This is a genomic window from Burkholderia sp. AU16741 (assembly GCF_002223345.1).
GTDB classification, from domain to species: Bacteria; Pseudomonadota; Gammaproteobacteria; order Burkholderiales; family Burkholderiaceae; genus Burkholderia; species Burkholderia sola.
In genome coordinates, this window is record NZ_NKEZ01000009.1 from 1 (window position 1) to 14,669 (window position 14,669).

14 protein-coding genes are annotated in these 14,669 nt (G+C 67.7%); 3 read left to right on the forward strand and 11 right to left on the reverse strand.

Going from position 1 to position 14,669, the window contains the following annotated elements; all coding sequences use genetic code 11:
- Window positions 1–435: 435 nt before the first annotated feature.
- From CFB89_RS27200 to CFB89_RS35100, 8 genes are read right to left on the reverse strand one after another with little or no spacing between them, the layout of a single operon-like run.
- Entirely contained in the window at window positions 436–990 is a 555-nt protein-coding gene (locus CFB89_RS27200; RefSeq protein WP_089470645.1) for a phosphonate degradation HD-domain oxygenase, read from the reverse strand.
- A gap of 4 nt (window positions 991–994) precedes the next feature.
- Complete coding sequence (gene phnY, locus CFB89_RS27205; RefSeq protein ID WP_089470646.1) at window positions 995–2,449, reverse strand: phosphonoacetaldehyde dehydrogenase; 1,455 nt, start codon at window positions 2,447–2,449, stop codon at window positions 995–997.
- The gene (phnA, locus tag CFB89_RS27210) at window positions 2,446–3,756 is read right to left on the reverse strand and encodes a phosphonoacetate hydrolase (protein WP_089470647.1); all 1,311 of its coding nucleotides are present in this window, start codon (window positions 3,754–3,756) and stop codon (window positions 2,446–2,448) included. The genes phnY and phnA overlap by 4 nt, the downstream gene beginning before the upstream one ends.
- Window positions 3,753–4,613 (reverse strand): 2-aminoethylphosphonate ABC transport system, membrane component PhnV, encoded by an 861-nt coding sequence (phnV, locus tag CFB89_RS27215; RefSeq protein WP_089470648.1) that lies wholly within the window; start codon window positions 4,611–4,613, stop codon window positions 3,753–3,755. Before phnV ends, phnA begins: the two co-directional genes overlap by 4 nt.
- Window positions 4,603–5,523, reverse strand: coding sequence for a 2-aminoethylphosphonate ABC transporter permease subunit (gene phnU, locus CFB89_RS27220; protein ID WP_089470649.1), 921 nt, complete (start codon window positions 5,521–5,523; stop codon window positions 4,603–4,605). The genes phnV and phnU overlap by 11 nt, the downstream gene beginning before the upstream one ends.
- A complete protein-coding gene (phnT, locus tag CFB89_RS27225; protein ID WP_089470650.1) occupies window positions 5,501–6,604 on the reverse strand; it encodes a 2-aminoethylphosphonate ABC transport system ATP-binding subunit PhnT in 1,104 nt (367 codons plus the stop codon). Before phnT ends, phnU begins: the two co-directional genes overlap by 23 nt.
- A 34-nt stretch (window positions 6,605–6,638) precedes the next feature.
- Window positions 6,639–7,730, reverse strand: coding sequence for a 2-aminoethylphosphonate ABC transporter substrate-binding protein (gene phnS, locus CFB89_RS27230; RefSeq protein ID WP_089470651.1), 1,092 nt, complete (start codon window positions 7,728–7,730; stop codon window positions 6,639–6,641).
- A 55-nt stretch (window positions 7,731–7,785) separates the two neighbouring features.
- The gene (locus tag CFB89_RS35100) at window positions 7,786–7,992 is read right to left on the reverse strand and encodes a hypothetical protein (RefSeq protein ID WP_179233543.1); all 207 of its coding nucleotides are present in this window, start codon (window positions 7,990–7,992) and stop codon (window positions 7,786–7,788) included.
- On the opposite strand from CFB89_RS35100, the gene CFB89_RS27240 reads away from it, so the two are divergent.
- The gene (locus CFB89_RS27240; protein WP_089470652.1) at window positions 7,991–9,100 is read left to right on the forward strand and encodes a 2-aminoethylphosphonate--pyruvate transaminase; all 1,110 of its coding nucleotides are present in this window, start codon (window positions 7,991–7,993) and stop codon (window positions 9,098–9,100) included. The genes CFB89_RS35100 and CFB89_RS27240 overlap by 2 nt on opposite strands.
- Before the next feature lie 102 nt (window positions 9,101–9,202).
- Here CFB89_RS27240 and CFB89_RS27245 read toward each other — a convergent pair whose 3' ends face one another.
- Genes CFB89_RS27245 through aroQ form a run of 3 tightly spaced genes read right to left on the reverse strand, consistent with a single transcriptional unit; the run spans window position 9,203 to window position 11,880 of the window.
- Window positions 9,203–10,537 carry an MFS transporter gene (locus CFB89_RS27245; protein ID WP_089470653.1) on the reverse strand — a complete coding sequence of 445 codons (1,335 nt, stop codon included), beginning with the start codon at window positions 10,535–10,537 and terminating at the stop codon, window positions 9,203–9,205.
- A gap of 36 nt (window positions 10,538–10,573) precedes the next feature.
- Entirely contained in the window at window positions 10,574–11,428 is an 855-nt protein-coding gene (locus CFB89_RS27250) for a shikimate dehydrogenase (protein ID WP_089470654.1), read from the reverse strand.
- On the reverse strand, window positions 11,425–11,880 hold the full coding sequence (aroQ, locus tag CFB89_RS27255) for a type II 3-dehydroquinate dehydratase (RefSeq protein ID WP_050017300.1): 456 nt from the start codon (window positions 11,878–11,880) through the stop codon (window positions 11,425–11,427). Before aroQ ends, CFB89_RS27250 begins: the two co-directional genes overlap by 4 nt.
- 286 nt (window positions 11,881–12,166) lie before the next feature.
- Here aroQ and CFB89_RS27260 point away from each other — a divergent pair, with 286 nt between their 5' ends.
- On the forward strand, window positions 12,167–14,059 hold the full coding sequence (locus tag CFB89_RS27260) for a bifunctional sugar phosphate isomerase/epimerase/4-hydroxyphenylpyruvate dioxygenase family protein (protein WP_089470655.1): 1,893 nt from the start codon (window positions 12,167–12,169) through the stop codon (window positions 14,057–14,059).
- A gap of 289 nt (window positions 14,060–14,348) precedes the next feature.
- On the forward strand, window positions 14,349–14,612 hold the full coding sequence (locus tag CFB89_RS27265; protein ID WP_089470656.1) for a hypothetical protein: 264 nt from the start codon (window positions 14,349–14,351) through the stop codon (window positions 14,610–14,612).
- The last annotated feature ends 57 nt before the right edge of the window (window positions 14,613–14,669 follow it).

The window sequence follows — 14,669 nt, forward strand, 5'->3', positions numbered from 1 at the left end:
ATAAACCTGACTTACTTTAGTGTGAGACTCTTGATACTTTTGCTATCTGATCCGAGGATCAGCTCGCTGCCATCAAGCGCCCACACTTATCGGCTGTTAATTTTTAAAGAGCATTTCTGCGAGGAACTCCGTGTTTCCCGGCAGCGCTGCGTTTTCAGCAGCAGAGAAGCGAGATTATGAACCGTGTTTCGCAGCCCGTCAACAACTTTCTACACGACTTCGTTGCGACTGCGGGGCTCAACTTCCTGCGCCGCCCAGGTTCGCTACTTCCCGAACCCAACAGCACTGCTTCCCTTCCTCCCGCGCCGCGTTTGCGTTAGCGCGAAAGAGGCGTGATTCTAAGCAGCTCACGTCGTGAGCGCAAGGGGTTTCGCGAAAAAATAAGGTGCCGCACGCTATCGCGTGCGGCACCTTATATAGAAGCAACCGGAATCGTCAGGAAGCCGCGCGCACCTGGCGCGCGACGATCTCCATATAACGAGCGAGATCCGGCGTCATCTTGCCTTCCTCCTTCGCCGTGTCGTCCCAGCGGCGCAGGCGCAACGCGTCCTCGGCGAAGGGCCGCCGCAGGAACGCCACCGCCTCCTCGTCACTGAAGATGCCGCCCTGCAACGCCAGACTGCGCACGGAGTCCGGCGACAGACTCTCGAAGTAGCCGGGAACCGTACGGCACAGGCAGCGCTTCGCGTCGACGTGCAGCCGGATCGGCTCCAGCACCGCATCGGCAAACAGCGGCCGCAGGAACGGCAGCACGTAATACTGATGCAGATCATCGATCCCGCGCGCGCTCGGCGTGTCGCCCTGGCGATTCAGCAAATGGCCGAAGTCGTGCAGGAACGCGGCCGCGACCAGCGCTTCGTCCGCCCCGGATTCCTCCGCCAGCAACCCGCTCTGCAATGCATGTTCGAGCTGCGTGACCGGTTCGCCGCTATAAGCCACATGGCCATGCGTGCGATACAGCTCGTGGATCTCTTCCACCGTCAACGCCATGCGCTTACTCCCAAGGCAGCGAAAACGTCTTCAGGTTCGTGAAGCTCCTCATCGCCTCCTGAACGCCTTCCTTGTAGCCGAGCCCCGAATCCTTGATTCCGCCGAACGGCGACAGCTCGATCCGGTATCCCGGCACTTCCCACACGTTCACCGTGCCGACGTTCAGCTCGTTCACGAATCGCACGACCGCCGCCGTGCTATCCGTACAGACGCCCGACGACAACCCGAATGCGGTGCCGTTGCTGATCCGGATCGCGTCGTCGATCGTGTCGAACGCGATGACGGGCGACACGGGGCCGAAGGTCTCCTCGCGCACGATCGTCATCGACGGATCGACATTGTCGAGCACGGTCGGCGCATACAGCGCGCCGCGCCGCACGTTGCCCGTCAGCAGACGCGCGCCCTGCGCGACCGCCTCGTTCACGCGCGCCTCGAACAGCCGCGCCGCCGCCTCGTCGATCACCGTGCCCATTTCGTTGGCAGGATCGAACGGATCGCCGTATTTCCATGCGCGCGTCTTCTCGACGAGCAATTCGGTGAACGCCGGTGCGATCGAGCGCTGCACCAGCATCCGCTTGACGGCCGTGCAGCGCTGGCCCGAATTCCGGTACGAGCCGAGCACCGCCAACGATGCGGCGCGGTCGAGATCGGCATCGGCGAGGACGATCAGCGGATCGTTGCCGCCCAATTCCAGCACGATGCGCCGGTAGCCGGCCCGCGCGGCGATCGCCTTGCCGATCGCGACGCCGCCCGTGAAGGTAATCAGCGACGCATGCGGATGCGTGACGAGTTCGTCCGCGATCTCGGCCGGGCTGCCCGTCAGCACCTGCAGCATCGGCTCCGGCAGCCCGGCTTCATACAGCAGGTCGGCCAGATAGAACGCCGACAGCGGCACCTTCTCCGACGGCTTCACGATCACGCGGTTGTTGGTCGCGATCGCCGGCGCGATCTTGTGCGCGACCTGGTTCATCGGATGATTGAACGGCGTGATCGCGACGATCACGCCGTCGAGCGGCTGACGCTGCGAGAACACGCGCCGCGTCTTGCCGAGGGGCGTCAGGTCGCACGAGAAACTCTGCGCGTCGTCGCGCAGCGCCTCGACCGCCGCGAACTTCAGCACGTCGGCCACGCGGCCGATCTCGTGGCGCGAATCCTGTTTCGACAGCCCCGACTCGAGCGTGATCAGGTCGGACGCTTCCTCGGTGCGCTCGCGCAGCAGCGCAGCCGCCCGTTCGAGAATCTGCGAACGCGCGTAGCGCGTGAGCGTCGGCCGGCAGGCCATCGCGTAATCGAACGCCGCGCGCACGTCGTCGACGCTGGCGAGCGGCACGGTGCCGACGCGCGTGCCGGTGTACGGATCCGTGACGTCGAGCGTGCGCTCGCGCATCGCGCGCGTGCCGCACCAGCGCAATGCTTCGGCACGAAACGACGGATGATCCTGCCGCGGATGAGCCATCATGTCGCGATCCGGTTCAACACGAAATCGAACACGTCGAAGTTGCGCGGGCGGCGGGCAGGATCGTCGCGTTCGATACGGCGATTGAACAGCAACGGCACTTCCTGCTCGGACACGCCGCCATGCGAACGCAACGGCACCGTGAGGCCCGACAGGTCGTGTTCGCGCTCGCGGGTGCCGAGCGTCATGTCGCGGCGGCCGATCACGACGAGATCGCCGATCCGGTCGGCCGGCAGTTCGAAACGGGCGGCGGCTTCCGCGTTGTCGAGCACGAGTTCGATGCCGTCGAGGCCGCCGACGCGCCACATCGCCTCGGCCCGGTCGACGCCCGGCGCCAGGTAGATCGTCGCGAACGACCCGAGCGCACCATGATGCACGACGTACGGATCGGTAATCGGCAGGATCACGCGCGCAGCCCGCGCGCCGTACCAGCCGTCGAACGCATCCTGCAGATAGATCACGTTCGGCCGGCCCGTCGCCGGATCGTGCTTCGCGTTCATCCCGTGGTCGGCCGTGAGGCCGATCGCCCAGCCGAGCGCATCGAGCTGCGCGAGGTAGCCGTCCATCATCGCGTAGAACGCGTTCGCGCCGGCACTGCCCGGCGCGCACTTGTGCTGCACGTAGTCGGTGGTCGACAGGTACATCAGGTCGACCTGCCGCGTCTGCGCGAGCCGTACGCCGGCCGCGAACACGAATTCCGACAACGCCGCGCTGTACACGTCCGGCGACGGCAGGCCGACCCAGTCGAGCACGTCGACGATCCCGTTTTCCGCGAGATTGGCCTGGGCAGCCTTCTCGGCCGAAAAGCAGATGCCCTTCAACTGCCAGCCGAGCAGCCGGCGCAGCTTGTCCTTCGCGGTGACGACGGCCACCCGCGCGCCGGCGTCGGCCACCGCCGCGAGCAGTGTGCCGGCGCGCAGGTAGGCCGGATCGTTCATCATGACTTCGGCGCCGCGCCCGCCGTCGGCGGCCGGATCCCAGAAATAATTGCCGCAGATGCCGTGGACCGCCGGCGGCACGCCGCAGACGATCGACAGGTTGTTCGGGTTGGTGAAGGTCGGCACGACGCAATCGGCGCGCCACGCAGTGCCTTCCGCAATCATCCGGCCGATGAACGGCGCGACGCCCGCTTCCACCGCGCGTTCGAGATAGTCGTACTCGCAGCCGTCGACACAGACGACGACGGTCGGCTCGACCGGCAGCCGGTAGCGTCGGCCGTTGACGTCGATCGAGCGTCCCGCGAGCTTCGTCGACCCGTTGCCGGCGGCCGGTTGCTCGCCGGGGCGCCGCAATGCGAACGCGGCGTTCATGATGCCACCCGCTTGCCGCGCGGCACGCGCGCGGCGATCAGCAGCAGCGCCGCGAGCGACGCGCCGAGCATCAGCAGCGACAGCGCCGATGCCGGCAGGTAATAACCGCGCTCGACCTGGCCGATCACGACGATCGGCACGGTCGCGAAGCCGGGCGGATACACCGTCAGCGTCGCGCCGAGCTCGCCGAGCGACAGCGCGAAGCCGAGCGCGAGGCTCGCGCGCAGCGCCGGCACGAGTTGCGGCAACAGCACGCGGCGCAGCACCATCGCGGGCGGCGCACCGAGGCTCGCGGCGGCTTCTCGCAGCACGGTCAGCTCCGGGCGCAGCGCGGCGGCCGCGCAGCGATAGCAGAACGGCAGAATCAGCGCGAGCTGCACCAGCACGACGATCGCGGCCGAGCTCGACAGGTCGAGCGGCTTCTGGTGATACGCGATCAGCACCGCGAGCCCGAGCACGACGCTCGGCACGCCGTTCGGCACCATCACGAGCGCGTCGACGACCGCGCCGAGGCCGCGCCGATCACGCCCTTCGAGCGCGAGCGCCAGCCACAGCCCGAGAATCGTGCCGAGCGCCGATACGCCGAAGCCGATTTCGAGGCTCGTCAGCAGCGCGTCGTATTCCGGTGAGCCCAGCCGCGCGAACCAGCGCAGGCTGTACCCGGCCGGCAAGATCGTGCCCGACCATTGCGTCGACACGCTCGACAACGCGACGACGATCACCGGCAGCACGAACAGCCAGAAGCACGCGAACGCGGCCAGCGCGAGCGCGGCGCGCGACGCATGCTTGAGCAGCGCGTCGGTCCAGCCGATCTGGTGGCGCGGCACGGCCTGCCCGATACGGAATTCAGCGGACATCGTTTCCTCCCGTCGCACGCCGGTTCACCCGGCGATAAACCGCATACAACGCCAGCGACAGCGACAACATCACGACCGCGCCGGCCGACGCGGTCGGCAGGTCGAGATCGACGGTCGCGCTGCTATAGATCGCGACCGGCAGCGTGACGAGCCGCGCGCTGCCGAGCACGAGCAGGATGCCGAACTCGTTCAGCGTCAGCAGAAAGCACAGCACGGTGCCCGCGGCGATGCCCGGCCATGCGATCGGCAGCACGACGCGGCGCGCGAGCATCCAGCCGGGCGCGCCGAGGCTGCGCGCGGCTTCGATCAGCCGCAAGTCGAGCGTCGCGAACGACGCAAGCGTCGGCCGGACGACGAACGGCGTGTAGAACACGGTCTGCGCGAGAATCACGCCGCCGATGCCGAACAGGAAGTCGAGCGGCGGATTCTCGAGATGGAACAGGTGCTGCAGTGCAATGCCGATCGAGCCTTGCGAGCCGTACAGGAAGATCAGCGTGAACGCGACGAGGAACGACGGAAACGCGACGTACAGCTCCAGGAAGCGCGTGACGAGCGACGCGCCCGGGAACGGCCTGAAGAACAGCAGCGCGGCCAGCAGCACGCCGAGCACCGACGCGGTGCCGGCGCTCGCGAACAGCACGCCGAGCGTCGTCAGCAGCACGTTGCGCGTGTCGGGATTGCCGAAGAAGGTCCGGTACGCGGTGAAACTCAGCCCGTGATCGCCGGTCACGCTCAGCAGCACGAGCCGCACCAGCGGATAGACGACGAGCGGGCCGAGCACGACGATCGCGAGCGCGGCCAGATGCAGGTCGCCCATGCGCCTGCGGCGTCGCGCGGCGGCGGCATGCGCGGCGGCCGACGCGAGCACGTGCGGCGGCAGGCCGGCTTCAGGGCTCGATAAGGACGACATCGTCTGCCTCGCAATGCGGGGACACGCGCGCACCGCGCTCGGGCGCCGCGCCGCGGCCGCGCTGCATCGTCACGCGCACGGGCTCGTCGGGCGCCGCGTCGATCACGACCGCGATCGACAGGTCCGCGCCCTGCCATTCGACGGCCGACACGGTGCCATGCAGGCCGCCGGCCGCGGGCGGCCTCACGGTGAGACGCTCGGGGCGCACGCACGCGACCTTGTCGCGCACCTCGTGGCGCGGATCGCCGAGCGGGAAGATCACGTGCGGCGGCAACAGGTTCGCCGGGCCGAGATAGCGCGCGACGTAACCGTCGCGCGGTGCGTCGTACAGTTGCTGCGGCGTGCCGAGCTGCGCGATGCGGCCGTCGCGCATCAGCAGCGCGCGGTCGGACAGCACGAGCGCGTCGTCGCGGTCGTGCGTCACGCAGACGACGGTCAGGTTCGGCAGGCGCTCGTGCAGCGCCTTCAGTTCGCTGCGCACCGACGCGCGCAGGTTGGCGTCGAGCGCCGACAGCGGCTCGTCGAGCAGCAGCACGTCGGGTTCGATCACGAGCGCGCGCGCCAGCGCGACGCGCTGCTGCATCCCGCCCGACAGTTGCGCGGGCAGATGGTGGCCCGCATCGCCGAGTTGCACGAGCTTCAGCGCATCGGCGACGCGGCGCGTCACTTCCGACGACGCCATCCCGCGTGCACGCAGCCCGAATGCGACGTTCTCGAACACCGACAGGTGCGGGAACAGCGCGTAATTCTGGAACAGTAGACCGAGGTTGCGCTTGTGCGGCGGCGCATGGGTCAGGTCGCGTCCGGCCACGGTCAGCGTGCCGGTCAGGCCATCGGCCTTCACGAACCCGGCGATGAAGCGCAGCAGCGTGGTCTTGCCGCAGCCGCTCTTGCCGAGCACGGTCAGAAATTCGCCGGCGCCGATCGACAGCGACAGATCGTCGAGCACCGTGCGGGCGCCGTAGCGCACGCTCAGGTGTTCGATCTGCACGCCGCCCGGCGCGCCGGACCGCAGCGTCGCGTGCGGTTCGGCGGCGCCGAATGCGCCGGGATGGGTCAGGGTGGTATCCACCGGGTTCATCCTCTTGCTCGCTGATACAGGCGGCGTACGCCGCTCACTTCGGCTTGACGACGTCGAGCTGCTTGCCCGAGCTGCCGATCACATCCTTCTTCCAGCGCTCGATCCATTCCGGCTTCTTCGCCATCACGTGAGTCCAGTCGACCGGGATCAGGTTCACGCCCGCGATCGCCTTCTTGACCGCTTCGCCGTTCTTGCCGGCCAGCGGCACGTCCGTGCGGCCCGGGATGCCGTACATGTCCGGCACCTTCGACTGCACTTCCGTCGACATCAGGTAGTCGATCAGCTTCCGGCCGGCATCCTGGTTCGGGCCGCTCTTGATCAGGCCGATGCCGTACGGCAGCTGGAACGTGGTCGGCCGGTCGCCGTCCTTCGCGGCCAGGAAGATCGGCTTGACCGACAACGCGCCGTGTTCGGCGTCGTCGAGATCCATCTGCAGGTCGCCGTTCGCGACGCTGATCTCGTTACGCGACAGCAGCACGTTCAGGTAGCCCGTGCCCTTCGTGTGGAACTTCACGCTCTGCGACAGCTTCGCGAGGTAGTCGAACGCCTTGTCCTCGCCCATCAGCGACGTCGTCAGGATCAGCACGGCCATCCCGTCGCCGGCCGTGGCCGGGTTCGAGTACGCGACCTTGCCGGCGTAGGCCGGCGCGAGCAGGTCGGCGAACGTCTTCGGCTGGTTCTTCACGACGTCCGGGTTGATCGCGAACGAGAAGTAGTTGTTGACGAAGGTCGCCCACGTGCCGTCCTCGGCCTTCGCGATGGCCGGCACGTTCTTGTAGTTCACGCTCTGGTACGGCTGCAGCAGGCCCATCTGGCCGGCTTGCTGGATGAACGGCGGCAGCGTGACGATCACGTCGGCCTTCGGGGAATTCTTCTCGATGTTCGCGCGATTCACCACCTCGCCGCTGCCCGCCGTCACGATGTTGACCTTCACGCCCTCCTTCTTCTCGAAAGCCGGCAGCACATCGCGATAGAGGTTCTCGAGGCCGTCCGCCGTGTACAGCACGACCGCATTTGCCGCATGCGCCGGCATCGCGACGCCTTGCAGCAGGCCGGCGGCGCAGGCGGCCAGCGCGAGCTTGCGGAATGCGCCGGCGGCGGCGCGCGAGGGTTTCTGCAGTGTCATCTCACTTCTCCGTAGGCGGAACACCAAACGGCCGGGGCACGATCCGGCTCTCCTGTTATCTCCGGGCAGGCCGCTGAACGGCCGCCGCGCCGCCGCGCTCGGGCTGGGCATCGCGCGGCAACCGAAGGATCACAGCGTTCGATGACAAAGCCGTGACGAATGCCACAATTTCCAAAAAATGACACATTTTGCCACTATCATGCACGTCATCCGGAAATGCCGCCCGGCGTTTCGTTCGCCCTTTGCTGGAGACAAAAGTCATGCCCGCCCCGATCCTGCTCACGCCCGGCCCGCTCACCACGTCCGCCACAACACGCCACGCAATGCAACATGACTGGGGGTCGTGGGACGCCGCTTTCAATCAACTGACGGCCAGCGTTTGCGCGGATCTCGTCGCCATCGCGCAGGGCGACGACGCATACGTATGCGTGCCGATGCAGGGCAGCGGCACGTTCTCGGTCGAAGCGGCGCTCGGCACGCTGGTGCCGCGCGACGGCGTCGTGCTGGTGCCCGACAACGGCGCGTATTGCGCGCGCATCCTGAAGATCCTCGGCCGGCTCGGCATCGACGCGATCGCGTTGCCATTCGGCGAGGACGCGGCCGTCGACGCGGCGGCCGTCGAGGCCGCGTTCGCGCGGGAACCGCGCATCACGCACGTCGCGCTCGTGCACCTGGAAACGAGCGCGGGGATCCTGAATCCGCTCGATGCGATCGCGGCCGCATGCCGGCGGCACGGCAAGCGGCTGATCGTCGATGCGATGAGTTCGTTCGGCGCGCTGCCGATCGCGCTGGCGGACAGCGGCATCGACGCGCTGATCTCGGCCAGCGGCAAATGCCTGGAAGGCGTGCCGGGAATGGGGTTCGCGATCGTGCGGCGCGACGCGCTCGATGCGAGCGAAGGCCACTCGCGGTCGCTCGCGCTCGATCTCCACGATCAGTACGCGTATCTGCGCAAGACGGGGCAATGGCGCTTCACGCCACCGACGCACGTGCTTGCCGCGCTGCGCGCCGCGCTCGACCAGTACCTCGCCGAAGGCGGCCAGCCGGCGCGCGGGGCACGCTATGCGGAGAACTGCCGGACGCTCGTCGAATCGATGCGCGCGCTCGGCTTCGTGCCGTTCCTCGACGCGAACGTGCAGGCGCCGGTGATCGTCACGTTTCACGCGCCCGACCATCCGGCCTACGATTTCCGCCGCTTCTACGACGCGGTGCGCGACGCGGGCTTCATCCTGTATCCGGGCAAGCTCACGCGGCGCGAGACGTTCCGCGTCGGCTGCATCGGCGCGATCGATGCCGGCGATATCCGGCGTGCGGTCGCCGCCATCGCGGCCGCAGTCGAATCGCTCGGCATCGCGATGCAGCACGCATGAGGTGGCGGACATGCGGGCCCGTCTGCCGGCGCCCGCAAACAAAAAAGCCCGGCGGCCGATCGGCCGCCGGGCGAACGCACCCTGTGTGCGGGGAACCAGCGCTTACAGCTCGATCCGCTTGATATCGCCGACGACGAAGATGTACGACAGCGCACCGATCAGCGCGATCACGCCGATGAACACGAGCGCGCCGACGAACGAGCCGGTGGACGCGACGATGAAGCCGACGACGAGCGGCGTGATGATGCCGGCGAGGTTCGCCGCGAAGTTGAAGATGCCGCCCGTCACGCCGAGCAGGCCGTCCGGCGCGATGTCCGACACGAGCGTCCAGCCGAGCGCGGCCATCCCCTGCGCGAAGAACGCGACCGACATGATGGCGATCACCGCCTCGTTGCTCTGCACGTAGTTCGCGAGAATGATCGTCGACGCGAGCAGCAGGCCGGCGATGATCGGCAGCTTGCGCGCGAGGTTCGCGGACTTGCCGCGGCGCAGCAGCCAGTCGGAGAAGATCCCGCCGAACATCACGCCGACCGACGCGGCGATGAACGGCATCACCGCGAAGAAGCCGATCTTCAGCCAGCCCATGTGGCGTTCGGTCGCCAGATAGGTCGGGAACCAGGTCAGGAAGAACACGAGCGTCGAGTTACCGGCGAACTGGCCGAGGCAGATGCCCGCGAGCTGGCGCTTCTTCACCAGCTTGCCGACCATCGACCAGCTGAACTTGGCCTGCGCCGGCTTGTCGCCGCTCTTGCGCGCACCATGAACGAGGCCGCCGCCCGCTTCGATGTACGCGAGTTCCTCCGAGTTCGCGCCCGGATGGTTGCGCGGCTCGTGGTAGAACTTCCACCAGACGAGGCCGAACGCGATGCCGACCCCGCCCACGACCCAGAACAGCGAGCGCCAGCCGAACGCGCCCATCAGCGCGAACAGCACCGGGCTGAAGAACGCGAGGCCGATGTATTCGCCGACGGTATAGGTGCCGGTCGCCATCGCGCGCTCGTTCTGCGGAAACCACGTCGCGACGACGCGGCTGTTGGTCGGGAAGCACGGCGCTTCCGTCACGCCGAGACCGAGCCGGCACGCGAGCAGCGTCGCGATGCCCGGCACGAAGCCTTGCAGGAGCGTGCACAGCGACCACAGCGTCATCGACCAGTAATAGGTGACCTTGCTGCCGAAGCGGTCGAGGAACAGGCCGCCGGGCACCTGCATCGCCACGTACGTCCACGAAAACGCGGAGAACATGATGCCCATCACGGCCGCGTTGATGCCGAGCTCCTTGGTGAGCTGCGGCGCAGCCACGCCCAGCACGGTGCGGTCGAGATAGTTGATCATCGTGCCGATCGCGAGCAGCGCGAGGATCTTGTAGCGCGCCGACGTGCGCCGGACCGTGCCGGCCGCCTGCGCCGGCGCGGCGCTCGTGTGGGTGGTGTGCTGCATGGTCGTCTCCTGGTCTCTTTCTGTGTCTGTAAGGGGTCAGCGCGCGACGAGCGACTGAAAGTGATCGAACATCCGCTCGGCGTCGGGCGTGCGCCCGGTGAAGAGCTCGAACGCGTCGACGGCCTGGTACACGGCCATCCCGCCGCCCGGCAGCGTCGCGCAGCCGGCCGCGCGGGCGGCGTGGATCAGTTCGGTTTCAAGCGGGAAATACACGATGTCGGCCACCCACATGCCCGCATGCAGCAACTCGGCCGGCAGCGGCAGGCCCGGATGCTTGGCCATGCCGGTCGGCGTGCAGTGGATCAGGCCGGTCGCCACGCGCATCGCGGCCGCGAGATCGCTGCCCGGCGTGACCCGGGCGGCGGGGAAGCGCTGCTGCAATTCGCCCGCCAGCGCGGTCGCGCGCGTGCCGTCGACGTCGAAAATCGTCAGTTCGGCCGCGCCCATCTGCAGCGCCGCGTGCGCGACGGCCGCGCCCGCGCCGCCCGCGCCGAGCTGGACGACGCGTGCGAGCGACGCGCCGGGCAGCCCGCGGCTGAACGATTTCGCGAAGCCCGACCAGTCGGTGTTGTGACCGATCCGCTTGCCGTCCTTGAACAGCACGGTGTTCACCGCGCCGAGCGCACGCGCGTCGTCCGACAGCGCGTCCAGGTGCTCGATCACGCGCTGCTTGCACGGGTGCGTGATGTTCAGCCCGTTGTAGCCCATCCGCTGCGCGGCGTCGAGCAGTTGCGGCAGTGCGTCGGCGGTCACGCCGAGCACATCGAGATCGATGCGCCGGTACACGTAGCCGAAGCCCTGGCGGAACCCCTCTTCCTCGTGCATCGCGGGCGACAGCGAACCGCCGATGCCCTGGCCGATCAGGCCGATCAGGAACGACGGACGGCTCATCGTGCGGCTCCCTTCGCGAACACCGTCGCCAGGCGCTGCAGCGCGAACACGTAGCCTTCGGTGCCGCAGCCGCAGATCACGGCTTCGGCGAGCGCCGACACATACGAATGGTGACGGAACGCCTCGCGGCGATGGACGTTCGAGATATGCACTTCGATCACCGGCTTCGCGATCGCGGACAGCGCGTCGGCCAGCGCCACCGACGTATGCGTATAGGCGGCCGGGTTGATCACGATGCCGTGCGTGTCGTGACGCGCGGCGTGCAGCCAGTCGATCAGCTGGTGCTCGGCATTCGACTGGCGAAAGTCGATTTCCAGCCCGAGCCCTTCCCCCGCCGTGCGGCAGCGCTGCTCGAGGTCGGCGAGCGTTTCCGCGCCGTAGATATGGGGCTCGCGCGTGCCCAACAGATTCAGGTTCGGGCCGTTCAGCACCAGTACCTTGTGCTTGCTCATCGTGTTTCTGCTCCTGAAACAGGGGCGGACCACGATCGGCGCCGCCCCGAAGACATCGGAATTTGGCGCTAGTGTGCGCCCGCGCAAGCGGGCTGTCTTTCCGGGTTTTCGCTAATTTGTACCATCTAGTTAGTTTGTACAATACGGATGACTAGCCTAGTAAATTCGGGATATGGCGCGTGCATCGAACTCAACGACTGGTTCATTCAGGGTCGGTTCGACACGGTCGGTTAGACACGGTCGGTCAGACCGGCGTCATGCCCCGCTCATCCGCAGGAATCGCCCCATGCAGCGCTCGATCGCCACCGTGTCCCTGTCCGGCACGCTCGCCGAGAAGCTCGCCGCCGTCCAGGCCGCGGGCTTCGACGGCGTCGAAATCTTCGAAAACGACCTCGTCTACTTCGACGGATCGCCGGCCGACGTCCGGCGCATGGCCGCCGATCTCGACCTCGACATCGTGCTGTTCCAGCCGTTTCGCGACTTCGAGGGCGTGAGCGCGGCCCAGCTCGCGCGCAATCTCGACCGGATCAAGCGCAAGTTCGACGTGATGCATGCGCTCGGCACCGACCGCATCCTCGTGTGCAGCAGCGTGGCGGCCGACACGATCGCCGACGACGGCTTGCTCGTCGACCAGCTCGGCGTGCTCGCCGAAGCCGCGCGGCAGGCCGGCGTGGTGGCCGCGTACGAAGCGCTCGCGTGGGGCCGCGTCGTGAAGCGGTACGGCCACGCGTGGAAGCTCGTCAATGCGGTGAACAGCCCGCATCTCGGCCTCGCGCTCGACAGCTTCCACACGCTGTCGCTCGACGATTCGCCGGACGGGATCGCCGACATCCCCGGCGACCGGATCGCCTTCGTGCAGATCGCCGACGCGCCGAAGCTCGTGATGGACGTGCTCGAATGGAGCCGCCACTACCGCTCGTTCCCGGGCCAGGGCGACTTCGACCTGGCGCGCTTCACCGCACGCGTGATCGAGTCGGGTTACACGGGGCCGCTGTCGCTCGAGATCTTCAACGACGGCTTCCGCGCGGCGCCGACCGCGCTCACGGCCGCCGACGGCCACCGCTCGCTGCTCTATCTGGAAGACCTGACGCGCGCGCGGCTCGCCCAGGAGGGCCGCGCGCCGGCCGCCAGCCAGCCGCTGTTCGCGCCGCCCGCGCCGCCCGCGCACGTCGGGTTCCAGTTCATCGAATTCGCGGTCGACGCGCAGGCGGCGGCGACCGTCGGCGAATGGCTCGGCCGGATGCGCTTCCGGCTCGCCGGCCGGCATCGCTCGAAGGACGTGACGCTGTTCCAGCACGGCGCCGCATCGATCGTGCTGAACGCCGAGCGCGACTCGTTCGCCGATGCGTTCTTCCAGCAGCACGGGCTGTCGCTGTGCGCGTCGGCGTTCCGCGTCGACGACGCCAAAGTGGCGTTCGAGCGCGCGGCCGGCTTCGGCTACGCGCCGTTCTCCGGCCGCGTCGGGCCGAACGAGCGCGTGCTGCCGAGCGTGAAGGCGCCGGACGGCAGCCTCGAATATTTCGTCGACGAAGCGCCGAATGCGCCGACGCTGTACGAATCGGACTTCGTGCTGACCGACATCGACGGCCCGACCGAAGTCGGCCCGCTGACGGGCATCGACCATGTGTGCCTCGCGCTGCCGGCCGACGCGCTCGACACGTGGATCCTGTTCTTCAAGACGGCGTTCGGGTTCGAGGCCGAGCGCAGCTGGCTCGTGCCCGACCCGTACGGGCTGATGCGCAGCCGCGCGGTGCGCAGCGCCGACGGCTCGGTGCGGATCGCGCTGAACGCGTCGGTCGACCGTCACACGGCCGTCGCCGAATCGCTCGACCGCTACCACGGCACCGGGCTGAACCACGTCGCGTTCCGCACCGACGACATCGTGAAGACGGTCGCCGCGTTCGCGGCCGATGGCGTCCCGTTCCTGCGCATTCCGGCCAACTACTACGACGATCTCGCCGCGCGCTACGCGCTGCCGGACGAACTGATCGACACGCTGAGCGCGCACCACCTGCTCTACGACCGCGACGAACAAGGCGGCGAATTCCTGCATGCGTATACGGAACTGGTCGACAACCGCTTCTCGCTCGAGATCGTCGAGCGGCGCGGCGGGTACGACGGCTATGGCGCGGCGAATGCGGCCGTGCGGCTCGCCGCGCAGGCGCAGCGGCGGAAATAAGGAAAACGGGCGAATCAACCTGTTGGGGCCGGATCGCATCGCGCGATTCGGCTATCACGCAACGGGGCCCATCTCGCGTACGCCATCGCGGTAAATCGCACCGCCAGATACCGGCCGCGCGGCCGATCGAGCTCGCGCCAGCAACCCGCACGCCGTCCGGCGTTACATCCCGTAACCCGTACCGCGGTGCAGCATTGGGCCGCGCACTATGATTTTAAGAACCGCTTAAGTCTTCGACGGCACCATCCGCAACCAGTACCCGATGGTTATCTCGAAAAGGAGGACAGCGATGAGCGCCGTAGAAGCACCCGCGGGCCGCCCGGCCGCGCCCCCTGCAAAGAAGACGATGCTGCGCCGCCTGCTCAGTCATCATGAAATCGCGACGTTGCTCGTGCTGCTGCATGCACCGATCGGCGCGAACGCCAAACCCGAATTGCCCGCGTTGCAGGAAGCCGGCCTCGTCGAAATGGTCAAGCTCGACCCCGATACGGCCCCGAGCTTCCGGCTGACCGAAGACGGCACGGCCATCCTGAAAGGACTCGGCTACCGCTGAGCCATCGTTTCCCGACGCTTCACCCTTTCCCGTTTCCCCGCCTTACCCCGCCCCCTG